This window comes from Epibacterium sp. Ofav1-8 (genome assembly GCF_022348185.1).
GTDB lineage: Bacteria > Pseudomonadota > Alphaproteobacteria > Rhodobacterales > Rhodobacteraceae > Epibacterium.
On sequence record NZ_JAKRFD010000002.1, the window covers coordinates 80308 to 106660 of the forward strand.

The following is a 26353-nucleotide window of genomic DNA, read 5'->3' on the forward strand; positions in this document are numbered from 1 at the left end:
TCTGTCTCCTCACTCGATGATGTTGCCGCGCAGCAGGAAGCGCGCATAGGCCACGGTGGAGATGAAGCCGAGCATGGCCATGATCAGCGAGGCCTCAAAGAAGATTTCCGAGCTCAGGAACACCCCGAACAACACCACCAGGGCGATGGAGTTGATGAACAGGGTATCAAGCGCAAGGATGCGGTCGGTGACCTCCGTACCGGTCACCACTTTCCACAGGTTCATCAGCATCGCCAGGGCGAAACAGCCGAAGGCGAAGATATAGGCGTATTCGATCATTCGAAAATCTCCTTCAGGCGGCGTTCATAGCGGGTCTTGATCTCATCGCGGACAGAGGCGGTGTCGGGCGCGTGCAGGCAGTGAACCAGCAGGTGACGCCCATCAGCCGAGATATCCGCAGTCAGGGTCCCCGGTGTCATGGTGATGGTTCCGCCAAGCATCGCGATGGCCTCGGGCGTGCGGATGTCCAGCGGGATTTCGACCCATGTGGGCTGACGTTTGCTGTTGGGCATGAACAGGATGATCCGCGCCACGGTGATATTGGCGATCACGATATCCCAGAACACCAACAGCACATAGGTCGCCAGCCGCAGCGGGCTTTTGAGCTTGGGGCGATTGGGCCAATAGGGCTGGGTCACCACAGGGATCAACAGGCCGAGGAAAAAGCCGAACACCAGCGAGTTGAGCGAGAAACGATTGACCAGCAGCAGCCAGATCACCGTCAGCATCAGCGTCAGCAACGGGTGCGGCAGAAGGCGGTTCAGGAGCTTCATCAATGGCCCTCCTCTTGGATCTGCGCCGCATCGTCGTGGCTGTCGTCGCTGCCATACCCATCGGCCTTGGCCGGGTCGACAACGGGACGGTCACGGTTGGCCAGAACCGTCTCGATATAAGCCTCGGGCGCAAAGAGATCCTGCGCGGTGGCGGTGGTGTAGCGGGTCATCGGACCGGCAAAGACGGTGAGCGCCACCAATCCCGCAAGCAGACCGAATGTGGCGACAAAGGGCAGCGCGGGCGCGCGCGGTGCGGCGGGTGCGTCGTCCTGATCGACCTGTTCCAGTTCGATTTCCGGTTCTGCGATGGTGTCGTCATGCTGCAACCCGTGGCTCTTCCAGAAGATCAGCGTGCCGGCGCGTGCAAACCCCATGATGGTGATCAGTGAGCTGACCAGGATCACGGCCCAGACCCAGATCACAAGCGTATCCCCGCGCGCGGCGTCGAGGATCAGCAGTTTTCCCAGAAAACCGGACAGGGGCGGCATGCCTGCGGTGGCGATCGCGGCAACAAAGAACAGCACCGATATGAGACCGCTTTGCGCCATCACCGGTTGCGGCGTGATCTCGCCGCCCTGGCGTTGCCGCACCATGTCGGCGACCAGGAACAGCGCTGCTGCGGCGAGGGTCGAATGCACGGCGTAATAGAGCGCCGCGGCAGCGGCCTCCGGCGTGAACAGGGCGATAGCGGTCAAAAGCGTGCCAACGGAGGTGATCGCACCAAAGGACATCAGGCGACCGATCTCCTTGGCCCCCAGAACCCCGATCGCGCCAATGGCCACGGTCAGGAGTGCTGCTGGCAGCAACCAGTCGCCCACCAGCCCCTCGACCACCGCCACATCGGGGCCGAAGATCAGCGTGTAAACACGCAGGATCGCATAGGCGCCGACCTTGGTCATGATCGCAAACAGCGCCGCTACCGGCGCAGGCGCGTTGGCGTAAGAGGCCGGTAGCCAGAAGTGCAGCGGCAGCAACGAGGCCTTGATCGCAAAGACCAGGAGCAGCATCGCCGCACCCACGCGGATCAGGGCGCTGTCTTCTGCCGGCAGCTCTGCCACGCGGACGGCAAGATCGGCCATGTTCAGCGTGCCGGTCACCGCATAGATGGTGCCAAGCGCAAACAGGAACAGGGTGGAGCCCAGAAGGTTGAAGACCACATATTGCACGCCCGCCTGAAAGCGCCGGGCGCCGCCGCCGTGGATCATCAGACCGTAGGAGGCGATCAGCAGCACCTCGAAGAACACAAACAGGTTGAAGGCGTCACCGGTCAGGAAAGCGCCGATGATGCCCATCAGCTGGAACTGGTAGAGCGCGTGGAAGTTGGCCCCGCGTTCGTCCCATTTGCTGCCGATGGCATAGAGGTTGACGGCCAGCGCCAGCAGCGTGGTCAACAGCACCATCATCGCCGACAGCCGATCCAGCACCAGCACGATGCCGAAGGGCGCTTGCCAGTCCCCCAGTTCATAGACCTGCACCGTGCCGTCGGCGGCCTGAACCGCCAGGGTCAGCGCGATGGCAACCAGAAGCACATTCGACGCCAGCGAGAATATGCGCTGCAAATCGATGTGATAGCGCAGCGTCATGATGATGAAGGGCGCCACCAGCGCGGGCAGCACGATGGGCGCAATCAGAAGGTGGTTCATGCGTCCTCTCCCTGCGCGGGCGCAGTGTCGTCCATGTTGATATTGTCATTGCGGGCGCTGAGGAACGCCCCGAGCGCCACCATCACCACCACGGCAGTCATGCCGAAGGAGATCACGATCGCCGTCAGCACCAGCGCCTGTGGCAGCGGGTCGGAATAGGCGATGTCTTCATATTTGTTGAGGATCGGCGGCGCGTTTGTCACCAGTCGCCCGGAGGCGAACAGGAAGACGTTCACGGCATAGGACAGCAACGACGTGCCCAGGATCACCGGAAACGTCCGGCGGCGCAGGACCAGATAGATCCCCGCAGCGGTCAATAGGCCGACGGCAGAAGCCAGAAGGAGTTCCATGCTCAGACCTCTTTGGTGTCATGCGCCGCGTCATCGCGGGCGGGGTTGATGTCCATGGCGTGCTCGGTCGAGGTGCCCGGTTGCCAGGCAAAGCGGCTGAGGCTCTCCAACGCCAGCATCACCGCGCCGACAACCGCGAGGAACACGCCGAGATCGAACAGCGCGGCGGTGGCCAGTTCGAACTCCTCCAGCGGCGGCAGGTGCACATAGCCGAAGGCAGAGGTCAGGAACGGTTGGCCATTGAACCAGGCACCAAGCCCGGTGGCCGCGGCGATCAGCACGCCAGAGCCGATGATGCCGTGATAGGGCATGCGCTGGCGCTCTGTCGCCCAGCCGAACCCGGAGGCCATATACTGCATGATCACCGCGATCGCCGCGATCAGACCGGCGATAAAGCCGCCGCCGGGCAGGTTGTGACCGCGGAAGAAGATATAGGCCGCAACCATAAGGGCCACCGGCATCATCATCCGCGTCACCACCACCATCATGCCGGGATGGCTGTCGCCGGCCTGTTCGATGTCGGGCTTGCGGTTGAGCAGATAGGCGCGCACGCGCGTCGACAGCACCGCTTCGGTCAGGGCAAAGATCACCAGCGCCGCGATCCCCAGAACGATGATCTCGCCAAAGGTGTCAAAGCCTCGGAAATCCACCAGGATCACGTTCACCATATTGGTGCCGCCGCCGCCCTTGTAGGAGTTCTCGATGTGAAAGCCCGAGATCGACGGGAAGGCAAAGTCGCGCATCAACAGCGCATAGATCAGCCCCCCGACGCCAACACCGCCGACGATGGCGATGGCGCCGTCGCGCAGGCGGGACAGGGCGGGCGTTTCCACCGGAGTTTCCTTGGGCAGGAAGTTGAGCGCCAGCAGCATCAGGATGATTGTCACCACCTCGACCGAGATCTGGGTCAGCGCCAGATCCGGTGCGGAGAGGTAGTTGAACGACAGCGACACCACCAGACCGACGATGCCGATCAGGATCAGCGCCACAAAGCGCTGGCGGTGGAAGATCACGATGCAGCAGGTGGCCACGATCAGACACAGCCAACCGACTACCGGCAGCACGCCGAACTCTTGCGCTTCTCGCGTGGGCAGGCCAAGCGTCCCGGTGCCATAGGCAAAGATGCAGATGGCGACGGTGAAGCTCACCATGATCGCCGCATAGCGGGTGAGCGATCCATCATGCAGCCTTGCTGTCACACCCTGCGTCAGAGCGGTCAGGCGGAGCACGATGGCGTCAAAGATCACCTTGGCCTCGGGGCGGGGCAAGGCGTTCCAAGCCCGCTCCAGCGGGCGATGCAGGGCCAGCAGGACCAGACCACCGACCACCGCGGTGATCGACATGTAGAGCGCGGGCGTAAACCCGTGCCAGAGCTTCAGCGAATAATAGGGCAGTTTCTCGCCCCCAATCACCGCGCTTGCGGAGGCCGCAACAAGCGGGCCCACCAGCTTGGCCGAGAACAGACCGATCAGCACCACCAGTACCACCAGCAGTGCAGGCGAGGCCCACATGCCAAAGCCGGGGTCATGCGGCTTGGCCGGATAATCCTCGCGCTTGGGGCCGAGGAAGACATGCGCAATATAGCGGAAGGAATAGGCCGCCGAGAACATCGCCGCAAAGGTCGCAAGCCCGGCCACCATGTAGGCGGAGTTGAGCCATGTGGTCTTCTCTGCCGCATCCAGCATCATTTCCTTGGACAGGAAACCATTCAACGGCGGGATACCGGCCATCGACAGCGAGGCGACAGCGGCGATCACAAAGGTTACCGGCATCAGGTGACGCAGGCCACCCAGACGTTTGATGTCGCGGGTATGGGCCTCGTGGTCGACAATCCCTGCCGACATGAACAGCGCCGCCTTGAACGTGGCGTGGTTGATGATGTGAAACACCGCCGCGACGGCTGCATATTTGGTGCCAAAGCCCAGGAGCATGGTGATCAGCCCCAGATGCGACACGGTGGAGAACGCCAGCAGCGCTTTGAGGTCGTCCTTGAACAGCGCGATCACCGCGCCGATCACCATGGTCACGAGACCCGTGGTCGCGACGATATAAAACCATTCCGGCGTGCCAGCGAGCACCGGCCACAGTCGCGCCATCAGGAACAGGCCCGCCTTTACCATGGTTGCGGAGTGCAGATAGGCCGAAACCGGCGTCGGCGCCGCCATCGCATGCGGCAGCCAGAAGTGGAACGGGAACTGTGCGGATTTGGTGAAGGCCCCGATCAGGATCAGGATCAGCGCCGGCAGATAAAGGTCGGAGGACTGGATCGCCTCCTTGTTTTGCAGGATGGTGCTGATGTCATAGGAGCCTGCGATCTGGCCGAGGATCAGCATGCCACCGATCATGGCAAGCCCGCCCATGCCGGTCACCGTCAGCGCCATGCGCGCGCCCTGGCGGCCTTCGGGCAGGTGCTTCCAGTACCCGATCAGCAGGAAGGACGACAGCGATGTCAGCTCCCAGAACACCAGCAGCAGCAGGATGTTGTCGGACAGCACGATACCGACCATCGCGCCCTGAAACAGCAGCAGATAGGTATAGAACTGCCCCATCGGGTCCTGCCGCGACAGGTAGAACCGCGCATAGAGGATGATCAGCAGCCCGATCCCGAGGATCAGCGTGGCGAACAGGAACCCCAGCCCGTCCAGAAAGAAATTGGCCGACAATCCCAGCGCGGGAAGCCAGTCGATACCGACCTGCACAACCTCGCCGCGCAGAATGGCGGGGGCGTGTAGCATCAGTCCAATGAAGGCAAGCCCCGTGGCCAGTCCGGCAGAGGCGGCCGAGGCATTGCGACCGGCGCGGATCAACAGTGCGGGAAACAGCGCGCCAAGAAATGGCAAGGCCGCTATCAAGAAAAGAGACACGTCATACTCTCCAGGTCGGGCATATTGTTTTTATGTCGGGCAACAGGCTCCAAGCTGTAGGCTGAGTAAGGAATTTTCCAGTGCTGATCCAGAAAATCCGCACGGAATCTGGCCTGTTTCGCATCGGAAACGCCAAAATGTGACACTGGGCCGCATGTTTTGGGCCGCAACCTGCGATTGCCGCGATGCGGCATGGCGATGACGGGAACTTGATGGCGCGGTGAGGAGGACAGCCGCGCAGGGACGGGCGACCTGTGCTAGGACCTCGGGGCAGGGACCATGGGGCCGTCACGCAGGAGGTGCAGATGGAAATGCCAGAACCCAGGACGGCGATGTCGCGCCGTCGTCTCCTGTGCGCGGGGGGCGTGATCGGCGTCGCGACCGCTGCCGGTTGGTGGCGGCTCGCGCGCTATCGCCCGTCGCATGAGGGCGGCATGCTCGGCGTTCAGGCGGCGCATGCGCAGGCCCGGGCAGGAGAGATCCTGCTGGTGGATATTCGCACCCCGGGCGAATGGCGCCGGACCGGCGTGCCGGAGGGGGCGGTGCCACTGGACATGCGCCGTGACGATTTCATCGACAGGCTCGACGCCTTCGTGGCTCAGGACCCGAACCGCCCGGTGGCGCTGATCTGTGCAGGGGGCGTGCGCTCGGCCCGTCTCAGCCGCCAACTCCTTGCGGCAGGCTACCAGCAGGTGATCGACGTGCCGGAGGGGCTTCACGGGTCCTCGGCCGGACCCGGCTGGCTGGCGTCCGACCTTCCGGTGCGCCCATGGAACGGCTGATCCCGCTGTGTGTCGCTATGGCGCTGACCGCAGCCGGCAGCGCCCGGGCAGGGTGTGGACCGGTCGAGCCGCAGTGTGAGATTCCGGGCGGCAGCTACGAGATCGCCTTGCCACCGGCGGCAACAGAAACCGCGGGCGATCCGTCACCGATCCCGGCGGTCCTGTTCCTGCACGGTCACGGCGGATCGGCCAAAGGGGTTCTGCGCATGCGCGGCATGGTGGAGGCGGTCACCGCCCGCGGCTATGCGGTGATTGCACCAAATGGTGCGCGCCGTCCCAACGGGCCGCGCAGCTGGTCTTTCCTGCCGGAATTTCAGGGTCGCGATGATTTCGCGTTCCTGCCCGAAGTGGTGTCGGATGCGGCGGCGCGCTTTGACATCGATCCGCAGAACACTGTTCTTGCTGGGTTTTCTTCGGGAGCCTTCATGGTGAACTACCTCGCCTGTGACCAGCCCGAAACCTTTGCGGCCTATCTGCCCGTGTCCGGCGGGTTCTGGCGTCCGCAGCCCGAGAGCTGCACCGGACCGGCGCGGATCTACCACAGCCACGGCTGGCGCGACGGGGTGGTGCCTCTGGAAGGGCGGATTCTCGGCGGCGGGCGGTTCACGCAGGGGGACATCTGGGCGGGGCTGGAATTGTGGCGCGACACGATGGGCTGCGACACCCATGCGCCCGACAGGATCTGGCAGGACGGCGAGCTGAGCCTGCGTCGCTGGCAGTGCGGTGCGGACGCAGAGCTGGTGTTCGAGTTGTTTCCCGGAGGGCACATGGTGCCGCCGGGATGGGCGGATCGGGTCATCGACTGGATCGAGGCAGGTGCTGGCCCGCAGACAGAGACCGACTGATCCCCCTGTCAAACGGCCAAACGGCCAAAGGGTCAAACGGCGGGCCGGATCTGAGGCGCACCATCGCGGGAGGCCGCGATGGTGCGGTCTTGACCTATTCGGCTGCGGGCATCGGGGTGTCCGGCCCCTGCAGGTTCTGGCGCAGCAGACTGCGGTAGTGCCGGGCGGCCTTGTTGATGCGGGGTTCCTTCAGGACCTCGGCGGTGCCCATCCACCCCCGCGGCAGGCGCAGGCTGGACAGGGCCGACAGCGGCACGGCCAGCACCAGCGACAGCGCGATCGGCGCAAGCCAGAGCGACACCAGCCCCGCCGCGATCCCGGTCCAGAGCGCCACACCGCTGACCGTTTCCAGCGCGTGGCATTTGAACAGGGTGGCAAGGCTGTAGTGCCCACCTGCGCGTGCCTGCGGCGACCAGCCCTTTTGCAGCCCGAACAGCGTGCGCAAGACCGCGATCATCTGCTGCACCATCAGGATCGGTGCATAGAGGATGGCCAGCAGGATTTCGGTCGACATCGACAGCAGGAACCGGCCCGCGCCGCCATAGTCGCCGATCCGCCGCCCGGTGAGGGGCAGCGCCGCCACGGACAGCACCTTTGGCAACAACAGCATGGCATAGATCAGAATGATCACTGCCACATGCCGGGGTTCGCTCATGTCGGGCCAGTTGGGACGCAGCGGGTTCTTCTCGGAGAAATAGGTGATGACCGAGCCACCCTCGTCATGGCCGATCAGCGCCCAGATCACCAGGAGTGCAAACCACACCGGCGCCATCAGATAGCCGATCGCGCCATGGGCGAGGTGAAAGCGGGACATGGCGTGAAATCCCGTGGCCGACAGGATGCGCAGGTGCTGGAGATTGCCCTGGCACCAGCGCCGGTCGCGCTGGATGTGGTCCACCAGCGTCGCGGGCGTTTCTTCGTAGGAACCGCGAATGCGCGGCAGGAAGCGCACCCGCCAGCCGGCGCGGCGCAACAGGCCCGCCTCGACAAAATCATGGCTCATGATGATCGAGGTGCCGCCCGCAAGCGTGGGCAGTTCCGGCAGGCCCGCACAGGTGGCAAAGGCGCGGGTGCGGATGATCGCATTGTGCCCCCAGTAGTTGCCCTCATGCCCGGTCCAGCGTGCCAGCCCTTCGGCCAAGGCGAGACCGTAGACGCCATTGGCAAACTGCTGCATGCGGCCAAAAACGGATTGCGCGCCAATGAGTTGCGGGAAGCTTTGGATGAGGCCTGCGGCCGGATCCCGCGACAGCGCATCGGTGAGGCGCACGATGGCGCGGCCCGTCATCAGGCTGTCGGCATCCAGCACCAGCATCGCCTCGTAGTCGCCGCCCCAGCGGGTCACCCAATCGTGGATATTGCCGACCTTGCGGGCGGTGTTCTTCTCGCGGCGGCGATAATAGAGCGTGATGCCATCGGGCAGTTCTGCCCGGAGCGCCTGCACGCTCTGTTCCTCTTGGGTGGCGATCTCGGGGTCGCGGGTGTCGGAGAGGATGAACATCTCGTATTGATGTGGCCCGCCGATGGCGCGCAGCTCTTCCAGCATGGAGCGGGCATTGCCCAGCACATACCAGGGGACCTCGTTATAGACCGGCACCAGAAGGGCAACGCGCATCGGCCGTCGCGGTCCCCGTGCGGGCGTCGGGCGGGTGCGCGCCAGGCTGTAGAGACCCAGGAGCACCGTGGAGACGGTGAAGGTGATCCAGAAGAAATTAAAGGCGATCAGCGTCAGCAGCACCCATTCCAGCGGCGTCACGCCATCGGCGGCAAACCAGCCCTGCATGACCCAGGCCAGCGCCACCGTTGCCGCCATGGCGGGAGAGAAGGCGAGGATGCGCCACAGCGCAACACCGGGGGGGCGATCCGATCCGCCTGCCGCACCGGAGGCCGGCGCGCTGGCGTCGTGGAACCGGCGCCCGAAGTCCTGCGCCGGCATCGCCAGCGGAGTCTCGGGAGGCACCAGGGGCGGGGGTAAATCGTCACGCATTTAAACAGTCCACCGATAAAGCCAGACCTCGGAGGCGGCAGCGCCGTCCTTGCGCAGTTGCGCCCGCAGCTCGACGTGAGTCTGCTCACCCGGGTCAAAGGAAAACGCCAGCCGCATGCCGCCGGTTTCCGGGTTGCGTTCGAGAATGCCGTCGCTGGTCTCCAGATGCGGAGAGGAGACGTGGATCGAGAACTCCTCCGGCGCGGCCTCGAAGATCGGATGCGCCTCGAAGTCGATCACCATCAGCCGGCCGGGATCGCCAAAGATCTTGGCCCCCGAGGCGGTATTGATGACACGCGGCAGGTCCAGCACAGGTTCATCGCCCCAGGTCAGGCGATACTCAAGATCGACACGCGTGCCAGCGGCATAAGGCACCTGTGGACGCCAGTAGGCGACGATGTTGTCGTAGATTTCCTTGTCTGCCGGGATCTCGACCAGCGTCACGGCGCCGGTCCCCCAGTCGCCCTTGGGTTCGACCCAGAGCGAGGGGCGGCGGTGATAATGCGCCTCCAGATCGGCGAAATCCGAGAGCTTGCGCGCGCGTTGCATCAGGCCAAAGCCCATCGGGTTCTCGTCCACGAAGCTGGACACTTGCAGGCGTGTCGGATTGGCCAGCGGCCGCCACAGCACCTCGCCCTGGCCGTTCTTGACCAGCAGGCCGTCACTGTCATGCACCGCGGGGCGGAAATCGTCAAAGCGCTGATGATTGGTGCCGTCAAACAGGAACATCGAGGTGAGAGGCGCAAGGCCCGCATGGCTGAGGTCCTTGCGCGGGAACAGGGTGGCGGTGACATCCATCACGCAAGGATTGCCCGGCGTGATGTCGAACCGATAGGCGCCCGTTACCGACGGGCTGTCCATCAGCGCATGCACCACCATGTTTTCCTGCAATGGCCCCGGGGCCTCCAGCCAGAAGCTGACGAATTCGGGGAATTCCTCGCCCTCGGGATCGGCGGTCTTCAGCGCCAGCCCGCGCGCCGACAGGCCGTAGTTGTTGCCGTTTGCAATGGCGCGGAAATAGCTTGCGCCCTGAAACACGCAGAACTCGGTCTTCTTGCCCGGATGATCGGGATCGTCGAGATCGGTCCGCAGGCGGAAACCGGAATATCCCAGCGCTCCGTCGCGCGACAGGGTCGGCGAAATCTCGGGGTGGGTCTTGAACCGCGCCATGTCGAAGGCCACGCCTGAGGAGACGCCCTCGGTAACCGCATGGATCTGGACCGGGCGTTCGAAATAGAGACCGGGCAGGAAGAAATCCACGTTGTAGCTGCGGTCGGTATCGGCCCAGAGCGCCTTTGTCACATCGAACTGGATCGACCGGTACTGATCGTAGCTCATGGCGAGCCAGTCATCCGGCACCGAGCTGCGTTCCTTGAATGGGCGTTCGGCGAGCGCCTTGGCGCGGGCGATCACATCAGCGCGAGAGAAGGTTTCGCCTCCCGCAGTGGCACGCGCGGCAGGAGCGACCGCGATCAGGGACAGGGCGGATGCGGTTTGCAGGAAGGCACGACGGCTGAATGTGCTCATCGTTTGCGTCTCCAGGGTTGGGATTTGAACCAGGCTGCGCCAAACGCGCAGCCGATGATGAGGGCGAAGCCTGCAAGGTTTGCAGCGGCGGTCACGAGGATGCCGCGATCCGTCTGATCCAGCGCGGCGCCGATGAACCGGGCCAGCGCCATGGAAAATACAAAAACCGCAAGGCTTTGTTGGCCGACCTTGGTAATCAGCGCGATGATCTGTCCCCAGAGACGCGACAGCGCGGAGGTGCCGCGCGCCACCAGGTTCTGACCGTTTTCACCGGCCACAAGCCACGCCAGATACGCCAGCGACAGAAAGTGCATGTAGCGCAGCAGGCCAAAGTCGGTCTTTTCCCGCCACTCGTCGGTGATGCGCCAGGCGGGGCGGATGGCCTCGCCCAGATCCGGGGCGGAGGCGTTGAGCCAGCTGAACACTTTCCACGATCCAAAGGGCATCGACAGGATCAGGAAGGCGGCAGCACTCACGGCGAGGGCGCGGCTGACCGGCGGCTTCGGCAGCCAGCCGGCCATGAAGGCAAAGCCGGTGAAGAACAAAAGCTGCCAGCCAAAGGGGTTGAAGAACCATTCGCGGTCCGACCAGGGTTCTGCCGGGAGGGACAGACCGTCGGGGCCAAGACCGAGCACATAGGGGTTTGCCAGCAGCCAGAGCGCAATGCACAATCCGGCAACCGCCCAAAGCCCGGCCTTTCGGACCCCCATCACCGCCGGCATCAGGGCCAGGACCACCAGATACATCGGCAGGATGTCAAAGTAGTTCGGCACATAGGTGAGGGTGAAAATCCCCACGATCTGCTGTGTGGTGTTGGAAAAGAACCGGTGCAGGTTCAGCGAGCCGATATAGCTCTTGTCGAAGCCGCCATAGAGATCAAGCGCGGCCATCGACATGGCGAGGAAGAAGAACAGGCCGATATGGGCCCAGAACACCTGCCAGCAGCGATAGGCCACACGGGCGGTGCCCAGCCACCAGCCATGACGGGCGAATGACCCGCCAAAGGCGATGGCCGAGGCCATGCCCGAGCAGAACACGAAGATCTCCGTCGCGTCGGAAAATCCAAACCGGGCCGGAATCCAGCCAGTCCAGCGGTTGCCGGGAATATGCGCGCACAGGATGATGAACATCGCAATGCCACGGTAGAAATCCAGGCGCGGGTCCCGGGGGCGCGGTGCGCCCGCCGCCGCATCGGGCGGGGCACTCATCGCATTGGCGGCCGCGCGGGGAGCACTCCCCTTGTCAGGCGCCGGAAAGGGCGCGATTTCTGCCATCTGTTTTCAATCTCCTAAAGGATCACTCCGCCGGAACGCTCTGGGCCCCGCCGTTGTTCCGCGCGGATGCAATCAGGGCGCGACGGGTGGTCGCGTAATTGTCTTCGCCGCCCCCGCGTTTGGCTTTTCGATCGTCCAGGATGGCCTCCACTTGCGTCCAGTTGCCTGCCCGCAGGCCCGCGTCGATGGTCATCCGTTCAAAGACGTCCCGCTGGGCGTGGCTGCCACCTGCAAGTTGCAACGAATCCCGTGACTTAGCGAGGTAACCGAAAGCTGTGCCGTAGTCGCCTTCCCCAAAAGCCTCAAGCCCCTTTGCAACACTGCAGCCCGGGTCGGCCATTCTTTGCGCGGCTTCAGTGGAGGCTTGCGCACCATCGGCGTGTATCCGCCGGATCAGGCGGTTCGTCGCCGATGCGCGATCGCCACCGACCAGCGCCAGCAGGTAGTGCAGATCCGCAAAGATCAGACTGCCATCCTCGGTTCGGTTGGCGCAGAGGTCTGCCAATTCGTCCCAGCGATCCCCGACGTTGACACCGTCCAGTTCCAGCCGCATCAGCAGCGACGTGGCGTTGGAAATATCGCGGTAGTCGTCGGTCTTGTCCTTGCGCACTTCGTCGTCATACAGCCGCATCACCTCGTCGATCTGGCCAAGGTCCAGATGCATCAGGGCCTTGTGCCACCAGACGTGGTAGCGGAAGTTGTTGCAATGCGCCCAGGCGTCTTCGCGCCCGCTGAGCCAGCCAAGGCCGGTTTTGGCATTGCCGGTCATGTCATGCACATGCGCCACCGCATGCAGGCCCCAGGCGTCATCCGGCGCGGTCCAGAGCGCCTGGCGCCCGGTGATCTCGGCGCGGTCATATTCGCCTGTTTCCTCCAGTGCGAAGGCGTGGCAGCCCAGTAGGTAGCCATGACCTGCGTGTTCGGTGGAATAGGCGGGCAGCACGCGTTCGACCGAGGCCCGCATACCGCGCGCATCCCCGAGGATAAACCGGATGCCGTGGCTCAGTTTCATCGCCAGTGTGTCGCAGGGGTGGTGGGTCAGCACCTCTTCCATGCAGGTGATCGCGCGTGAGGGATGCCCGGCAAGCCATGCCTCCAGCGCATCCACATATTTGCGTTCACGCGGCAATGCGCCTTCATAGGCGGTCTTTGCAGTTGCAAGGGCCTCGTGCGCGGTGGGCACCAGTTCCGCACGTCCCAGCATTAGGAGCGACAGCCCCTTGATGGCATGACCCAGCGCAAAATCGGGGGCGGCCTCCAGCACGGCCCCAAGGTGGTTTGCGGTGCGCGCTGCGTGGGCGAGCACGCCCAGTTGCGCCCCGTTCCATTCGCTGAGCGCGCGGGGATCGGTGAGGCTGCACTCCTGTCCGAAGATATCCTGGGTCATGGGCGGGTCACTTTCACAAGCTGAATACTGAAGATGTCAAAAGTGATGCTAGCGAAGCGGTTTACACCGCGCGCCCCCCGCTCGCGCTTTGGTGAAGCCGCGTGTGGGTTTCGGCAGGAAACTGACATGAAAACGGGGTGAGATGAGCAAAAATCGGCACAAATACCCGGGCTTGCGCTGTTTGAGGCAGCACGCGGGTGCCGTGGCACCGGGTTTTGTAACATTGCGAAACGGCCCCGCGGGCCCGCAGCAATCCTGTCTATTTCAGTCGTCCTTGAAAGGCGTATCAGTGGCGAGAATCTCGTCACTGTCTGCGCCGCATATAGGGGGCGATTTGCGGTATGTCACCGGGGTGCGTGAGAATTTGAGCGGATTGCCCAAAAGGCGCAGTGGGGTGTCACCCGATTGCATGGTCACCACCATATCGCGTGCCGCAACCTGATCGGTTTCAAACACCTGATCGAGGGTTTTCACAGGGCCGACCGGGACCTTTGCCGTCTCCATCGCCGTGATCACCTCATCGGTGCTGTAGCGCCGGAGTGCAGGGATCAGGATGTCATTCAGCGCGCCGCGATTTTCAAGGCGGGCGGGATTGGAGGCAAAGCGGGGATCCTCCGCCAGCCCCTCAAGCGCGAGGAACGCCATGAAACGGCGGAACTGGCTGTCATTGCCCACCGCGAGGATCACATGGCCATCGCGGGTTTCATAGGTGCCATAGGGCATGATCGAGGGGTGTTCATTGCCCCGGCGCAGCGGTTTTTGGCCGGTGTTGAGGTAGCTCACCCCCTCATTGATGAGCCAAGCGATTTGCGCGTCGACCAGCGCCAGCTCCACCTGCTGGCCTTCGCCGGTGAGGTCGCGGTGGCGCAGCGCTGAGAGGATGCCGATGGTCGCGTACATGCCGCACATCACATCCGCGATGCCGACGCCGACCTTGACCGGCGCGCCTTCGGGCTCGCCGGTCAGGGACATGATGCCACCATAGCCCTGCGCCATCAGGTCATAGCCGGGCTTTTCACGGTTCGGGCCGGTCTGGCCGTAGCCCGATATGGACGCATAGACCAGACGGGGGCAACTCTCGCGGAGGGACGCGTAATCCAGCCCGTATTTGGCCAGCCCGCCGGGTTTGAAGTTCTCCACCAGCACATCGGCCTGCGCCGCAAGGCGGCGGATGATGTCCTGGCCCTCGGGTTTGGATATATCAAGCGCGAGTGAGCGTTTGTTGCGATTGGCGGCCATGAAATAGGGCGTAAGATCAGCGTCTTCTGCGACGCTCTTGCCCCATTGGCGGGTGTCGTCGCCGCCGGTGGAGGGGTTTTCGACCTTGATCACATCCGCGCCGAGATCGCCCAAGAGCTGTGTCGCGGTAGGGCCTGCGAGGATGCGCGACAGATCGAGCACCTTCACACCCTTGAGCGCGCCATGTGGCAGAGCGGCGGCGGGCGAGGTTTCAGATGCGGCCATCGTAAGCTTCCTTGTCAATTTCAGCGGCGATCACCGTGAATGTCTCTGCTTTGACGGCGAGGTCAAGGGCAGCCTTCAGCTCCTTGCGGTTGCGGACCGTATGGCCCTCACCGCCAAAGGCGCGGCCGATGGCGGCGAAGTCGTGGCGGCCAAAATCTACCCCCGCATTGGGGAGCTGGCGCTGGCGTTGCTTGAGATCAATCAGGGCAAGCGAGGCATCGACAAAGACGATGAAAATCGGCGCAAGACCCATTTCTGCAGCGGTTGCCAACTCACCCGCCACCATCAGGAACCCCGCATCGCCGGAGAAGCTGACAACGGTGCGGTCAGGATCTGCAAGCTTGCGCCCCATGGCGAGCGGCAGGGCGCAGCCCATGGTGCACAGGCCTGAGGATTGCACCAGTTGGCGCGGTTCCGTGCAGGGCCACATCTGGCTGAGCAAAATACGGTGCGCGCCGCTGTCGGCGGTCAGCAGCGTATCGGCGGGCAGGCTCTCGATGCATTGCGCGATCACGCCCGCCGGGCCCCAGTCGTCAGAGCGTGGGAAGGCCTCGGCGAGGGCCGTTTGCGTGTTGGGGATTTCGCCGCCGGACCAGAGGGTTGCGGGCTGGGGTGCAACCGCGAGGGCCGCCAGTGTGGCGGGGATGTCGGCCACCAGCGGCAGGCTGGATTGATGCATGTAATGGGTGTTGGATTCTGGTGTAATGTCGATCACGCGGGTGCGGGCTGCGTCCCAGGCATTGCGCCAGCCGGTGCGCATCTCGATCGGGTCATACCCGATGCAGAGGATGAGATCCGAGGCCTCCACGATCGGCAGCAGATGTCGGTCCGCAAGCGGCGAGAGGCCAGCACCACCGAGGCACAGGGGATGATCCTCAGACAGGATGCCCTTGGCCTTGTAGGTGGTGACAAAGGGGATCTGGCGGGCCTCGACAAAGGCCGCGACCGCCTCCGGGCCACCGGACAGCAGCGCATCCAGGCCAATGACCGCAAGCGGGCGCGCGGCCTCCCTCAGCCAATCATGCGCCTGCGCCAGTGTTGCACCGGCAGGCGCGGTTGCTCCGGCAGGCGCGCGGCGGATGTTGCGTTCTGTGGCGGGGGCGTTGGCCACGGTGATCGGCACATCGATATGAACCGGCCCCTGACGGGCCTCGGTGGCGATGGCGACAGCCTTGTCGGCGATCACATCGGCAGCGGCTGCATCAAGGCGAAAGCTGGCCTTGGTGATCGGTGCAAAAACCGCCTGCTGGTCGAGCACCTGATGGGTGTAGGTCTGCGCCTCGTCTGCATCGACGCAGCCGGTCAGCACCAGCATCGGCACCCGGTCCTGATGGGCGTTGGCGACCACATTGACCCCGTTCAGCGCGCCGGGGCCAAGTGTTGCCACCAGAATGACGGGAGCGCCATCGCTATGATGCACGCCTTCGCCCATGAACCCGGCGCAGTTTTCGTGTTTGGCGAGGTGGAAACGGATCCCGGCGCGGGTGAGTGCGTCCACAAGGGTCAGAACTTCGCCGCCGGGCATGCCAAAGGCGTGGCGGCAGCCTGCGTCATAAAGACGGCGGGCCAGAACATCGGCGGCGCGAAGAGATTGGGTCATCAGAAGTCCGTATCAGTTTGTCGTCAAATTGTAGTCAAAAGGATCATTCGCGCAGGGCGGCCGTGGCGATCGCGCCGAACACCGCGTCGAGCCGCGTGGCCACGGCAGAGAGTTTCTCTCCTGCTTCGGGCACATAGGGGGCAAAGACATGGCTTGGGGTTTTATAGGAGAGCGTCGCGGTGCCGTCCGCCTCTTCGGTGACGTAAAAGCGGATGGGGGCCTCGATCATGGCAGCGGTGGAGAGTTCAAGGATCTGCACTGCGTAGTCATTGGCAAAGACCCCGACGATGCGGTTGCCGGGAATAGTGATGCCGCGGGCGGCGGCAGCGCCCGTTGGCCCGGCCTCGGTCACCACGCCCATGTTCTGCGCTTTGACCGCCGCCTTGAGATCAGCGAGCAGGGTCTTGTAATCCTTTGTGCTGGCATGGATGGCCCAGCCGTCGCGTGCGGGGATGTCCGCCGCAACCGGCGCGGCGAGTGCCGCAGCCAAAAGGAGACCTGCGCCGCGGCGTTTGAGGTGGGCGAGGGGGCAGACCATGAGGGGCTCCTTCAATGAGGGTTGTCCCCGGGTGTACGCGCAGATGCGTTGAAATACTCGTCACATTTCGGTGCGGTCGGCGTCAGATCCCACGTGAATCCGGGGCAGGCCCAAAACCGGGTCAGGCCCAGCCCTTGCGAAAGAAATGCGGGCTGGCGCCGAACTTGCGTTTGAACTGCCGGGAGAAATGCGTCGCGGAATTGAACCCGGAGGCCAGCGCGATCTGGGTCACGGACATGGAGGTTTCATTCATCAACGCAAAGGCGTGGCTGAGGCGCATGTCGGAGTAGACATGCATCGGGCTCTGATCGAGGTAGCGTGAAAACAGCCGTTCAAGCTGACGCCGGGAAATGTCCAGCTGGGTGCAGAGTTCCCCGATGGACAGGGGCTCCTCGATCGACTCCTGCATCAGTTGCAGGGCGCTCAGCAGGCGCTGGTTGCGGCTGCCGATGGCCACCGCGTAGTTCGACTTCTGCGGCGCCGCGCCGGAGGTGGAGCGCACGTGCAGGCACATGTCGGCGACAATGATGGCAAGCTGCTTGCCGTGACGTTCCTCGATCAGCGTCAGCATCATGTCGGTGGCCGCGCTGCCGCCGCCGCAGGTCATCAGGGTGCTGGTGACTTCGTAGATATTGGGCGAGGGCTTCAGGTGCTCGAACCGCTCGACAAACCCGGGCTGGTTCTCCCAGTGCAGGGTAAAGGGCTGATCCTTGATGAGCCCGGCCTGGGCAAGCGCAAAGGCGCCGGTGCAGATCCCGCCCAGCTTGCGGCCGAAGCGATGTTCGCGCCGCAACCAGTTGAGCGTGACCTCTCCGGCGGCCTCCTGTGGTTCCACACCGGCGCAGACAAAGCCCATGCCATCAGAGGGCAGCGCGCCAAGAGGCAGATCGGGCGTCACCACCATGCCGTTGGAACAGCGCAGCGGCGCCCCGTCCTCGGTCATGATGTACCAGCGGTAGAGTTTTGTGTTGGTGACCTGATTGGCGATCCGCAACGGTTCGATCGCGGCGGCCACCGGCAGCATCGTGGCTTTGGGCAGCAGCAGGAAATAGAAATCCTGCGGCTCTCCGATGTGCGGGATCGAGAGCGTGGCGGCAGCGCCTTTCTGAACAAAACTGTCTTCGGACACGAGCGTTTCCATGCTGGTCAGGGGGCTGGGGCGGGCAGTGCGATCTGCCTCTTGCCCTATCTGCTACTCCCGCTGCACACAAATGTGCCGGGATTTAACGACCTCGATCCGGCGAATTGCGACACGCGTCTGACCGGCACAAAGCCGCCCGGCAGCTGCGCCTTGAAATGAACGCCGGGGCCGCGGCACCCCGGTGGGCGGGGCGACACATGCGCCGGCGACACGGCATGGACGATGCACATGATGTGGTGATCGCGGTTCCAGCAGCATGTAACCGGGACACCACACCGCGGGCTCCTATGCCTTTGTATGGACGTGCTGCACCTAAAATGCGGGTGGACCTCTTGCAGCCCATTTTTCGCAGCACTAAGACTCGGGTAATCCTCTGTCGGGTATGGTGCCCGTCATGATCCGAAAGACAGGCAGGTCCAATGATTGATCCAACAGAAACCTACATGAACACACTTGTGCCGATGGTCGTTGAGCAGACCAGCCGGGGCGAGCGGGCATATGACATTTTCTCGCGCCTGTTGAAGGAGCGTATCATCTTCCTCAATGGTCCTGTGCATGACGGCATGTCTTCGCTGATCGTGGCGCAGCTGCTGCACCTTGAGGCGGAAAACCCGTCGAAAGAGATTTCGATGTATATCAACAGCCCCGGTGGCGTCGTGACCTCCGGTCTGTCGATCTACGACACCATGCAGTACATCAAGCCGAAGGTCTCGACCCTGGTGATCGGCCAGGCGGCCTCCATGGGCTCCCTGCTGCTGACCGCTGGCGAGCCGGGCATGCGCTTCAGCTTGCCGAATTCGCGGGTGATGGTGCACCAACCCTCCGGTGGCTATCAGGGGCAGGCGACCGACATCATGATCCACGCCGAAGAGACGCTGAAACTGAAGCGCCGCCTGAACGAGATCTATGTGAAACACACCGGTCAGGATTACGACACCATTGAAAAGGCGCTGGAGCGTGACAACTTCATGTCGCCGGAGCAGGCTAAGGAATTCGGTCTCATCGACGAGATCGTGGAAAACCGCGCCAAGGCTGGCGACGAAGAGAGCTGACCGCGCTTTTTGCACGGGCTTTGTGCTCCCTACACCAATGTGTGTGCAAGGGAGCACAATTTGACATTGTGGCCGCTTGGGAGCTGTCCTAAGCTGGCCGGACATCGGGGCGAATTGACACGCGCTGGCCCCGAGGCGGATGGAAAGGTAGACCATGGCGACGAACTCGAGCGGCGACAGCAAGAACACGCTTTACTGCAGCTTCTGCGGCAAGAGCCAGCATGAGGTGCGCAAGCTGATTGCCGGCCCGACCGTTTTCATCTGTGATGAATGCGTCGAGCTGTGCATGGACATCATCCGCGAGGAGACCAAGGCCTCCGGCATGAAGGCGACCGACGGCGTGCCCACGCCCAAGGACATCTGCCAGGTGCTGGACGACTATGTGATTGGTCAGGCGACAGCCAAACGGGTGCTGTCGGTGGCGGTGCACAACCACTACAAGCGCCTGAACCACGCCCAGAAGGCGGGCAACGACATCGAGCTGGCGAAATCCAACATCCTGCTGATCGGCCCCACGGGTTGCGGTAAAACTCTGCTGGCGCAAACCCTTGCGCGCATTCTGGATGTGCCCTTCACCATGGCGGATGCCACCACGCTCACCGAGGCGGGCTATGTGGGTGAGGATGTCGAGAACATCATCCTTAAGCTGTTGCAGGCGTCTGAATACAACGTCGAGCGCGCGCAGCGCGGCATCGTCTATATCGACGAGGTCGACAAGATCACCCGCAAGTCCGAAAACCCCTCGATCACCCGCGACGTGTCGGGCGAGGGCGTGCAGCAGGCCCTGCTGAAGCTGATGGAGGGCACCGTGGCCTCGGTGCCGCCTCAGGGTGGGCGCAAGCATCCGCAGCAGGAATTCCTGCAAGTGGATACCACCAACATCCTGTTCATCTGCGGCGGGGCCTTTGCCGGTCTCGACAAGATCATCAAGCAGCGCGGCAAGGGCTCTGCCATGGGCTTTGGCGCGGATGTCCGCGAGGAAAGCGATGCCGGTGTGGGCGAGACCTTCCGCGATCTCGAACCTGAGGATCTGCTGAAATTCGGCCTGATCCCGGAATTCGTCGGCCGTCTGCCGGTTCTGGCGACGCTCGAAGATCTGGACGAAGATGCGCTGATCACCATCCTGACCAAGCCCAAGAACGCGCTGGTCAAACAGTATCAGCGGCTCTTCGAGCTTGAGGAAACCGAGCTGGACTTCACCGACGAGGCGCTCTCTGCGATTGCCAAGAAGGCGATCGAGCGCAAGACCGGCGCCCGGGGTCTGCGCTCCATTCTGGAGGACATCCTGCTCGACACGATGTTTGACCTGCCGGGCATGGAAAGCGTCACCAAGGTGGTGGTCAATGAAGAGGCCGTGAGCGCCGAAGCACAGCCGCTGATGATCCACGCCGATGAGAAGGAATCGGCCACCGCCGGGTAATCCCGTGCGATGCCGGTGAACAAATTTCTGATCAAGGGAATGGCCAATGTCGTGCTGACGTTGGCCTTTTTCTATGGGTGCGGGTGGTGGCTTCTGGTTGGGCAGCCCGAACGTCTGCGCGCCCGCGAAGATCCCGTTTACGCGGAGGAGTTGTTCTCGGGACTGTTGCCGGTGGAGCAGGTTCTGCAATCGCGCAAGTGGCACAGGCGCGGCGCAGAGCCCTGGGACTGCACTTATGCCATCGTGCGATTGCAAGCCCCGGTGCCCGATCAGCCACCCACGCGAGAGTGGCAAAATGACCTCGGCTGGCAGTATCAGTTTGGCGGCGATTGGTCACCGACGCCAGCGGCTCCTCTCAAAGCGACGACACGAGATGCCCTTGAGTTTTGTGGAAAATACTGGCCGACTGAACTCTATACAGCGTTGAAATACGCGCGCGACAGCGCTGGCAGCTGGTTTGATCGGGATCGCATTGGAGAAACACTCTATCTCTATGCGCCACGCCAGAGGTTGGCCGCACGCATTCGATTTGGGGATTGACGCCACCGTCAAATGCGAACCTCATTCCGTTGGCGCGTGTAATGTCGAGATCGAGAGGTTCTGATGAAAAGCGAAGCATTCCGGTACAGCGATGGAGTCGACAGGTTCATCGGCCATCTGGTCTGGGATGACGGCATCGCGACACCTGCGCCCTGTGTCCTGATCGCGCCAGCCTTTGGCGGGCTCAGCGATTTTGAGCGGGCACGGGCGGAGGAACTGGCGGCACTTGGCTATGTTGCATTCGCTGTTGATTACTACGGAAATGGAACTCGGGTGGAAACGCCGGAAGAGGCGCAGGCGCTGATGGCGACCGTGACCTCGGACCGCAAGGTGTTGGCGCGTCGCATGGTGGCCGCGCTTGAGGCCGCAAAAGAGCTGCCTCAGGTGGACGCCGGACGCATCGGGGCGATGGGCTATTGTCTCGGCGGCAAGGCGGTGCTGGATCTGGCGCGCTGCGGTGCGGACATCCGGGCCTGTGTGCCGCTGCATGGCGTCTATGATCGGCCGAATTTCCGCACTGAGGAGATCCGCCCTGCGGTGCTTGTACTGCATGGCTGGGATGACCCGCTGGCACCGCCCGAGGCCCTGAGCCAGTTGGCGGAGGAGCTGAACGCCCATTGCCGCGATTGGCAGGTGCTGGGCTTTGGTCACACCGGGCATGCGTTTACCAATCCCAACGCCCGGAACCCCAAGGGCGGCATGCAGTATAGCGAACGCGCCAGCGCGCGGGCCTGGCGTGCTCTGACGCAGTTCTTCGCCGAGATGCTGTGATCGCAATCGCAGAGTCGCATGCATACCGGGGTTGAGCAGAACGCAATTCCGGCTGTCCTGCACTTGGCTTAGCATTTCGGGACACGAAGTGGGAGCGCACAGAAATGAGCATCAAACGCATCTCTTCCGGCGGAGAGTACGAAGCAAAAATCGGCTATTGCCGTGCCGTTGTGGCGGGCGGTTTTGTTCATGTCGCAGGCACCGTGGGGCAGGGCGATGACGTGGTGGAGCAATGCCGTTCGGCGCTTGCCACCATCGAGACCGCCCTGACCAAGGCCGGCGCCAGCTTTGCCGATGTCGTGCGGGTGAACTACTACCTGCCGGAGGCGCGTGAGTTCGAACCCTGCTGGCCGCTCTTGTCCGAGGCGTTCGGCGCGAACCCGCCCGCGGCCACCATGATTGAATGCAACCTGATCGACCCGAAGTTCCGGATCGAGATCGAGGTCACCGCGCTGGCGCCTTCGGCTTAGGAGGGGCGCATGACACTGACAGATGTTTCGGCGCGCATTCGCCCGGCCATTCCGGTCTTGCGCATTTTTGATCTCGAACAGGCGCGGGCCTTTTATCTCGATTATCTGGGGTTTGTCGCGGATTGGGAATATCGTGCCGAGGAAGATCACCCGGTCTACATGCAGATTTCCCGTGCCGATTGCCTGCTGCATCTGACGGAACATCACGGGGATGCCACGCCGGGGTCTACCTGCTTTGTGCCGATGAGCGGCGCGATGAGTTTGCATCAGGAACTGGGCGACAAGCGGTTTCGAGGCGTGAAGCCGGCGCTGGACGCGATGCCCTGGGGGCTGCAAATCACCGTCCTCGATCCGTTTGGCAACCGGTTGCGGTTCTGTGAGCAGCGGAGCGAGACCCAGAAATCCGGCTAATCGGGCCGGATCCTGGTGCCGAAATTGCCATTTCCTGCCGTGTATTCACCACCGCGGGCTGAACCACTGGACCTCGGGTCCAGAATGCGCCATATCGGAGGCGAGATCTTCGGAGGAACCCATGGGAATCCTGAATTCGCTATTGCAGGCCGTGACCTGGTGGAACGGCGCCACCCTGAACACTCTGATCTATACCCGCCGCAAGGGGGAAAAGGTCGGGGAGGACGATCAGGGCAATGTGTTTTACCGCAACGCCGATGACAGCCGCCGCTGGGTGATTTTCAATGGTGAGGCGGAAGCCTCGCGCGTCAGCGCCGATTGGCACGGCTGGCTGCACCGCACCTATGATGAGGTGCCGAGCGAAAAGCCGCTGAAGCACAAGCCCTGGGAAAAGCCGCATCAGGAAAACCTGACCGGGACCGTCATGGCCTATGCCCCGGCGGGGTCTCTGCGGGCCGGGGGCGCTCCGAAGGAACGCAGCGATTACGAGGCCTGGAGCCCCGAATAACCGCAGGGTTCGCCCGGTGCAGCATTTCTCTGATCGTTCGTCCGTTTGGCGGCGAGGGATTTTTTCCGATCTGGCCAAAAGGCAGGATTTTTCATGACCCATTCCACCACCGAAGTTATGACCGGCGGGCTCGTGCTTGTTGTCGCGGCCGGTTTTGCCTTCTACGCGGCACAGGCGGCGGGACTGTCCCGTGGCGGTGACAGCTATCCGCTGACCGCCTCCTTTCGCTCTCTGGAAGGGGTGAGCGTCGGCACCGACGTGCGTCTGGCGGGCGTGAAGATCGGCACCGTCACGAATGTGGCGCTGAACGCAGAGACCTTTCGCGCCGACACCACGTTTTCGGTCGATCAGAACATCATGATCCCCGACGACAGCGCGATCGTGATTGCCTCCGAAGGCTTGCTGGGCGGCAATTTTGTCGAGGTGATGCCAGGCGGATCGCCGTTCAACCTGGAGCCCGGTGACGAGATCGTCGACACCCAGGGCGCCGTGAGCCTGATTTCGCTTCTGGTCAAGTTCGTCTCCGGCAGCGGGGGCGACGAAGGATCCTGATGCTGAGAGCTGTTCTATGTGCCCTGAGCCTGTGCGCGGCAACTGGTGTTGCGGCGCAGTCGATTTCTGTTGAGGAACTGGCCCCGGCGCCGGTCGCGCCGCTGGTGCCCGAAAACCGCGAGCGTGTCGAGCGTGTCGAGGCAGAAACGGGCAATCTCGTCAGCCTGCGCGGTCTCGACAAGGTCAATGGCAAGAGCATTGACGTCGAGGTACGCAGTGGTGGATCGGTCGAGATCTTTGGCCTGCTGGTCACACTGCGTGAATGCCGCTACCCGGCGGAAAACCCCACGGGCGATGCCTATGCGTTTCTCAGCATTCGCGATCCGCAGGATGGACGGGTGTTCTTTGATGGCTGGATGATCGCCTCCAGTCCGGCGCTCAATGCGCTGGATCACCGCCGCTACGACGTTTGGGTCCTGCGCTGCAAAAGCGTCTGAGGCGACGGAATTTCGGGCGTCAGAAAATCCGCAGAGAGCTGCAGCGCCTCAGCCAGCATCCGGCGATAGCGTCCACGTGCGATTTCCTGGCCTCCAAGCGACGCCAGATGCGGCGTGATGAACTGGGTGTCGCACAGGCGGTAGCCACCGGCGTTGAGACGATCCACCAGATAGGCCAGCGCGATTTTCGAGGCATCGCGCCGGCGCGAGAACATGCTTTCGCCAAAGAATGCCGCGCCCAGCGAAACACCGTAGACCCCGCCCGCAAGATCGCCCTCGATCCAGACTTCGACGGAATGGGCAAAGCCCATCACATGCAGTTCCAGGTAGCGGTCAAAGATCTCCTCGTTGATCCAGGTCTCCTCGCGATCCGAGCAGCCGCGCACCACACCTGCAAAATCCCGGTTGACGGAGATCTCGTAATCATCGCGGCGCAGGCGTTTGCCCAGCGAGCGTGAGATCCGGAACCCGTCAAGCGGCAGGATGCCACGGCGCTTGGGATCGACCCAGAACACCTCCGGGTCGTCGCGGCTCTCCGCCATGGGAAAGACGCCGCTGGCATAGGCATGCAGTAGAAGATCAGCGCTGAGCGTCATGAGAAAGAGCCTAGCACAATAGGACAGGGGCGGCAGAAGAACCTGCCGCCCCTGTCGTCAGGTCAGTATCACAGATTGGCGTCGAGCCATTTTTCCAGCCAGTGAATATTGTAGTCACCGGTCTGGACGTCTTTTTCCTGCAGGAGCGCGTGGAACAGCGGCACCGTGGTGTCGATCCCGTCCACGATCAACTCGCCCAGCGAACGGCTGAGACGCGCCAGCGCCTCGTCCCGGTCACGGCCATGCACGATCAGCTTGCCGATCAGGCTGTCATAGTAGGGTGGGATCGAATAGCCGTCATAAAGCGCCGAATCCATCCGTACACCCAGGCCGCCGGGGGCGTGGTATGCGGTGATCTTGCCCGGGCAGGGCGAGAAGTTCGGCAGTTTCTCGGCGTTGATGCGCACCTCGATGGCGTGACCGTTGATGGTCAGATCGTCCTGGCTGAACGACAGCGGCAGGCCGGAGGCCACGCGGATCTGTTCACGCACCAGATCGACACCAAAGATGGCCTCGGTCACCGGGTGTTCCACCTGCAGGCGGGTGTTCATCTCGATGAAGTAGAACTCGCCGTCCTCATAGAGGAACTCGACAGTGCCCGCGCCGGAGTAGCCCATCTTGCCGATGGCGTCGGCGCAGATCTTGCCGATCTTGGCGCGCTCTTCCTCAGAGATGCAGGGGCCGGGGGCCTCTTCGAACACTTTCTGGTGGCGGCGCTGCAAGGAGCAGTCGCGCTCGCCCAGATGGACGCCGCCACCCTGGCCGTCGCCAAAGACCTGTATCTCGATATGGCGCGGACGCTGGAGATATTTCTCCATGTAGACTTCGTCGTTGCCAAAGGCGGCCTTGGCCTCGGAGCGGGCGGTCTGGAACGCATGGACCAGTTCGGACTCGGTCTGCGCCACTTTCATGCCGCGACCACCACCACCGGCGGTGGCCTTGATGATGACCGGATAACCCATGTCGGCGGCGACGGTCTTGGCGGTCTCCACGTCGGGCACGCCCCCGTCGGAGCCGGGCACACAGGGAATGCCAAGCGCCTTTGCGGTATCCTTTGCGGTGATCTTGTCACCCATCTGGCGGATATGCTCGGCGGAGGGGCCGATAAAGGTGATGCCGTGATCCTCGACGATCTGAACGAAGTTCGCGTTCTCCGACAGGAAGCCATAGCCCGGGTGGATCGCCTGGGCGCCGGAAATCTCGCAGGCGGAGATGATGGCGGGGATCGACAGGTAGCTTTGGGTGCCGGAGGGCGGGCCGATACAGATGGATTCATCCGCCATGCGCACATGCATCGCGTCGGCATCGGCGGTGGAGTGCACCGCGACGGACTGGATGCCCATCTCGCGGCAGGCACGGATCACGCGCAGCGCGATCTCACCCCGGTTGGCAATCAGGATTTTATCAAACATGGGACCGCC

Annotated in this window: 26 protein-coding genes; 11 read left to right on the forward strand and 15 right to left on the reverse strand. The window is 63.0% G+C overall.

What is annotated here, in order from left to right:
• Positions 1-9: 9 nt before the first annotated feature.
• The 5 genes from MHM97_RS03190 to MHM97_RS03210 are packed head-to-tail and all read right to left on the reverse strand — an operon-like array spanning position 10 to position 5630.
• Positions 10-279 carry a K+/H+ antiporter subunit F gene (locus MHM97_RS03190; protein ID WP_239319384.1) on the reverse strand — a complete coding sequence of 90 codons (270 nt, stop codon included), beginning with the start codon at positions 277-279 and terminating at the stop codon, positions 10-12.
• Positions 276-773 (reverse strand): Na+/H+ antiporter subunit E, encoded by a 498-nt coding sequence (locus MHM97_RS03195; protein ID WP_239319386.1) that lies wholly within the window; start codon positions 771-773, stop codon positions 276-278. Before MHM97_RS03195 ends, MHM97_RS03190 begins: the two co-directional genes overlap by 4 nt.
• Positions 773-2416, reverse strand: a complete 1644-nt coding sequence (locus tag MHM97_RS03200) for a monovalent cation/H+ antiporter subunit D (RefSeq protein WP_239319388.1) — start codon at positions 2414-2416, stop codon at positions 773-775. Before MHM97_RS03200 ends, MHM97_RS03195 begins: the two co-directional genes overlap by 1 nt.
• Entirely contained in the window at positions 2413-2766 is a 354-nt protein-coding gene (locus MHM97_RS03205) for a Na+/H+ antiporter subunit C (protein WP_239319389.1), read from the reverse strand. Before MHM97_RS03205 ends, MHM97_RS03200 begins: the two co-directional genes overlap by 4 nt.
• Before the next feature lie 2 nt (positions 2767-2768).
• On the reverse strand, positions 2769-5630 hold the full coding sequence (locus MHM97_RS03210) for a monovalent cation/H+ antiporter subunit A (RefSeq protein ID WP_239319390.1): 2862 nt from the start codon (positions 5628-5630) through the stop codon (positions 2769-2771).
• A 305-nt stretch (positions 5631-5935) separates the two neighbouring features.
• Here MHM97_RS03210 and MHM97_RS03215 point away from each other — a divergent pair, with 305 nt between their 5' ends.
• Together MHM97_RS03215 and MHM97_RS03220 are read left to right on the forward strand one after the other, a co-directional pair.
• Positions 5936-6412, forward strand: coding sequence for a rhodanese-like domain-containing protein (locus tag MHM97_RS03215; protein ID WP_239319391.1), 477 nt, complete (start codon positions 5936-5938; stop codon positions 6410-6412).
• Entirely contained in the window at positions 6400-7257 is an 858-nt protein-coding gene (locus tag MHM97_RS03220; protein WP_239319393.1) for an alpha/beta hydrolase family esterase, read from the forward strand. Before MHM97_RS03215 ends, MHM97_RS03220 begins: the two co-directional genes overlap by 13 nt.
• A gap of 94 nt (positions 7258-7351) precedes the next feature.
• On the opposite strand, the gene mdoH is transcribed toward MHM97_RS03220, so the two are convergent.
• From mdoH to MHM97_RS03260, 8 genes are all read right to left on the reverse strand, one after another.
• Positions 7352-9244: a glucans biosynthesis glucosyltransferase MdoH gene (mdoH, locus tag MHM97_RS03225; protein WP_239319403.1), complete on the reverse strand. Its 1893-nt coding sequence runs from the start codon at positions 9242-9244 to the stop codon at positions 7352-7354.
• Positions 9245-10771, reverse strand: coding sequence for a glucan biosynthesis protein (locus MHM97_RS03230; protein WP_239319406.1), 1527 nt, complete (start codon positions 10769-10771; stop codon positions 9245-9247).
• A complete protein-coding gene (locus tag MHM97_RS03235) occupies positions 10768-12045 on the reverse strand; it encodes an OpgC family protein (protein ID WP_239319409.1) in 1278 nt (425 codons plus the stop codon). Before MHM97_RS03235 ends, MHM97_RS03230 begins: the two co-directional genes overlap by 4 nt.
• 22 nt (positions 12046-12067) lie before the next feature.
• Positions 12068-13432 carry a tetratricopeptide repeat protein gene (locus MHM97_RS03240; protein WP_239319412.1) on the reverse strand — a complete coding sequence of 455 codons (1365 nt, stop codon included), beginning with the start codon at positions 13430-13432 and terminating at the stop codon, positions 12068-12070.
• Positions 13433-13696: 264 nt separating this feature from the next.
• Positions 13697-14896: a CaiB/BaiF CoA transferase family protein gene (locus MHM97_RS03245; protein ID WP_239319413.1), complete on the reverse strand. Its 1200-nt coding sequence runs from the start codon at positions 14894-14896 to the stop codon at positions 13697-13699.
• The gene (locus MHM97_RS03250) at positions 14883-16496 is read right to left on the reverse strand and encodes a thiamine pyrophosphate-binding protein (RefSeq protein ID WP_239319416.1); all 1614 of its coding nucleotides are present in this window, start codon (positions 16494-16496) and stop codon (positions 14883-14885) included. The genes MHM97_RS03245 and MHM97_RS03250 overlap by 14 nt, the downstream gene beginning before the upstream one ends.
• Before the next feature lie 43 nt (positions 16497-16539).
• Positions 16540-17034: a DUF302 domain-containing protein gene (locus MHM97_RS03255; protein WP_239319418.1), complete on the reverse strand. Its 495-nt coding sequence runs from the start codon at positions 17032-17034 to the stop codon at positions 16540-16542.
• A 121-nt stretch (positions 17035-17155) separates the two neighbouring features.
• On the reverse strand, positions 17156-18163 hold the full coding sequence (locus MHM97_RS03260) for a GlxA family transcriptional regulator (RefSeq protein ID WP_239319421.1): 1008 nt from the start codon (positions 18161-18163) through the stop codon (positions 17156-17158).
• Positions 18164-18594: 431 nt separating this feature from the next.
• On the opposite strand from MHM97_RS03260, the gene MHM97_RS03265 reads away from it, so the two are divergent.
• The 9 genes from MHM97_RS03265 (at position 18595) to MHM97_RS03305 (ending at position 24336) form a co-directional block, all read left to right on the forward strand.
• Positions 18595-19227, forward strand: coding sequence for an ATP-dependent Clp protease proteolytic subunit (locus MHM97_RS03265; RefSeq protein WP_239319424.1), 633 nt, complete (start codon positions 18595-18597; stop codon positions 19225-19227).
• 154 nt (positions 19228-19381) lie between these two features.
• Entirely contained in the window at positions 19382-20647 is a 1266-nt protein-coding gene (gene clpX / locus MHM97_RS03270; protein ID WP_239319426.1) for an ATP-dependent Clp protease ATP-binding subunit ClpX, read from the forward strand.
• Between the two features lie 15 nt (positions 20648-20662).
• Positions 20663-21187, forward strand: coding sequence for a hypothetical protein (locus MHM97_RS03275; protein WP_239319428.1), 525 nt, complete (start codon positions 20663-20665; stop codon positions 21185-21187).
• A 63-nt stretch (positions 21188-21250) separates the two neighbouring features.
• Entirely contained in the window at positions 21251-21958 is a 708-nt protein-coding gene (locus MHM97_RS03280; protein WP_239319430.1) for a dienelactone hydrolase family protein, read from the forward strand.
• A gap of 104 nt (positions 21959-22062) precedes the next feature.
• A complete protein-coding gene (locus MHM97_RS03285; RefSeq protein ID WP_239319431.1) occupies positions 22063-22428 on the forward strand; it encodes a RidA family protein in 366 nt (121 codons plus the stop codon).
• Positions 22429-22437: 9 nt separating this feature from the next.
• A complete protein-coding gene (locus MHM97_RS03290; RefSeq protein WP_239319432.1) occupies positions 22438-22839 on the forward strand; it encodes a glyoxalase superfamily protein in 402 nt (133 codons plus the stop codon).
• A gap of 121 nt (positions 22840-22960) precedes the next feature.
• The gene (locus MHM97_RS03295) at positions 22961-23347 is read left to right on the forward strand and encodes an NADH:ubiquinone oxidoreductase subunit NDUFA12 (RefSeq protein WP_239319433.1); all 387 of its coding nucleotides are present in this window, start codon (positions 22961-22963) and stop codon (positions 23345-23347) included.
• A gap of 93 nt (positions 23348-23440) precedes the next feature.
• A complete protein-coding gene (mlaD, locus tag MHM97_RS03300; protein ID WP_239319434.1) occupies positions 23441-23899 on the forward strand; it encodes an outer membrane lipid asymmetry maintenance protein MlaD in 459 nt (152 codons plus the stop codon).
• Positions 23899-24336 (forward strand): DUF2155 domain-containing protein, encoded by a 438-nt coding sequence (locus tag MHM97_RS03305; RefSeq protein ID WP_239319437.1) that lies wholly within the window; start codon positions 23899-23901, stop codon positions 24334-24336. Before mlaD ends, MHM97_RS03305 begins: the two co-directional genes overlap by 1 nt.
• Here MHM97_RS03305 and aat read toward each other — a convergent pair.
• Positions 24300-24932 (reverse strand): leucyl/phenylalanyl-tRNA--protein transferase, encoded by a 633-nt coding sequence (aat, locus tag MHM97_RS03310; protein ID WP_239319439.1) that lies wholly within the window; start codon positions 24930-24932, stop codon positions 24300-24302. The two genes, MHM97_RS03305 and aat, sit on opposite strands and share 37 nt — an antisense overlap.
• 68 nt (positions 24933-25000) lie before the next feature.
• A complete protein-coding gene (gene accC / locus MHM97_RS03315) occupies positions 25001-26344 on the reverse strand; it encodes an acetyl-CoA carboxylase biotin carboxylase subunit (RefSeq protein ID WP_239319440.1) in 1344 nt (447 codons plus the stop codon).
• Positions 26345-26353: the final 9 nt, after the last annotated feature.

What these genes read in the sequence shown, in the direction of transcription:
- MHM97_RS03190 (WP_239319384.1), bottom strand. Translation starts at nt 279, where the DNA reads ATGATCGAATACGCCTATATCTTCGCCTTCGGCTGTTTCGCCCTGGCG.
- MHM97_RS03195 (WP_239319386.1), bottom strand. Translation starts at nt 773, where the DNA reads ATGAAGCTCCTGAACCGCCTTCTGCCGCACCCGTTGCTGACGCTGATG.
- MHM97_RS03200 (WP_239319388.1), bottom strand. Translation starts at nt 2,416, where the DNA reads ATGAACCACCTTCTGATTGCGCCCATCGTGCTGCCCGCGCTGGTGGCG.
- MHM97_RS03205 (WP_239319389.1), bottom strand. Translation starts at nt 2,766, where the DNA reads ATGGAACTCCTTCTGGCTTCTGCCGTCGGCCTATTGACCGCTGCGGGG.
- MHM97_RS03215 (WP_239319391.1), top strand. Translation starts at nt 5,936, where the DNA reads ATGGAAATGCCAGAACCCAGGACGGCGATGTCGCGCCGTCGTCTCCTG.
- MHM97_RS03220 (WP_239319393.1), top strand. Translation starts at nt 6,400, where the DNA reads ATGGAACGGCTGATCCCGCTGTGTGTCGCTATGGCGCTGACCGCAGCC.
- mdoH (WP_239319403.1), bottom strand. Translation starts at nt 9,244, where the DNA reads ATGCGTGACGATTTACCCCCGCCCCTGGTGCCTCCCGAGACTCCGCTG.
- MHM97_RS03230 (WP_239319406.1), bottom strand. Translation starts at nt 10,771, where the DNA reads ATGAGCACATTCAGCCGTCGTGCCTTCCTGCAAACCGCATCCGCCCTG.
- MHM97_RS03235 (WP_239319409.1), bottom strand. Translation starts at nt 12,045, where the DNA reads ATGGCAGAAATCGCGCCCTTTCCGGCGCCTGACAAGGGGAGTGCTCCC.
- MHM97_RS03240 (WP_239319412.1), bottom strand. Translation starts at nt 13,432, where the DNA reads ATGACCCAGGATATCTTCGGACAGGAGTGCAGCCTCACCGATCCCCGC.
- MHM97_RS03245 (WP_239319413.1), bottom strand. Translation starts at nt 14,896, where the DNA reads ATGGCCGCATCTGAAACCTCGCCCGCCGCCGCTCTGCCACATGGCGCG.
- MHM97_RS03250 (WP_239319416.1), bottom strand. Translation starts at nt 16,496, where the DNA reads ATGACCCAATCTCTTCGCGCCGCCGATGTTCTGGCCCGCCGTCTTTAT.
- MHM97_RS03255 (WP_239319418.1), bottom strand. Translation starts at nt 17,034, where the DNA reads ATGGTCTGCCCCCTCGCCCACCTCAAACGCCGCGGCGCAGGTCTCCTT.
- MHM97_RS03265 (WP_239319424.1), top strand. Translation starts at nt 18,595, where the DNA reads ATGATTGATCCAACAGAAACCTACATGAACACACTTGTGCCGATGGTC.
- clpX (WP_239319426.1), top strand. Translation starts at nt 19,382, where the DNA reads ATGGCGACGAACTCGAGCGGCGACAGCAAGAACACGCTTTACTGCAGC.
- MHM97_RS03280 (WP_239319430.1), top strand. Translation starts at nt 21,251, where the DNA reads ATGAAAAGCGAAGCATTCCGGTACAGCGATGGAGTCGACAGGTTCATC.
- MHM97_RS03285 (WP_239319431.1), top strand. Translation starts at nt 22,063, where the DNA reads ATGAGCATCAAACGCATCTCTTCCGGCGGAGAGTACGAAGCAAAAATC.
- MHM97_RS03290 (WP_239319432.1), top strand. Translation starts at nt 22,438, where the DNA reads ATGACACTGACAGATGTTTCGGCGCGCATTCGCCCGGCCATTCCGGTC.
- MHM97_RS03295 (WP_239319433.1), top strand. Translation starts at nt 22,961, where the DNA reads ATGGGAATCCTGAATTCGCTATTGCAGGCCGTGACCTGGTGGAACGGC.
- mlaD (WP_239319434.1), top strand. Translation starts at nt 23,441, where the DNA reads ATGACCCATTCCACCACCGAAGTTATGACCGGCGGGCTCGTGCTTGTT.
- MHM97_RS03305 (WP_239319437.1), top strand. Translation starts at nt 23,899, where the DNA reads ATGCTGAGAGCTGTTCTATGTGCCCTGAGCCTGTGCGCGGCAACTGGT.
- aat (WP_239319439.1), bottom strand. Translation starts at nt 24,932, where the DNA reads ATGACGCTCAGCGCTGATCTTCTACTGCATGCCTATGCCAGCGGCGTC.
- accC (WP_239319440.1), bottom strand. Translation starts at nt 26,344, where the DNA reads ATGTTTGATAAAATCCTGATTGCCAACCGGGGTGAGATCGCGCTGCGC.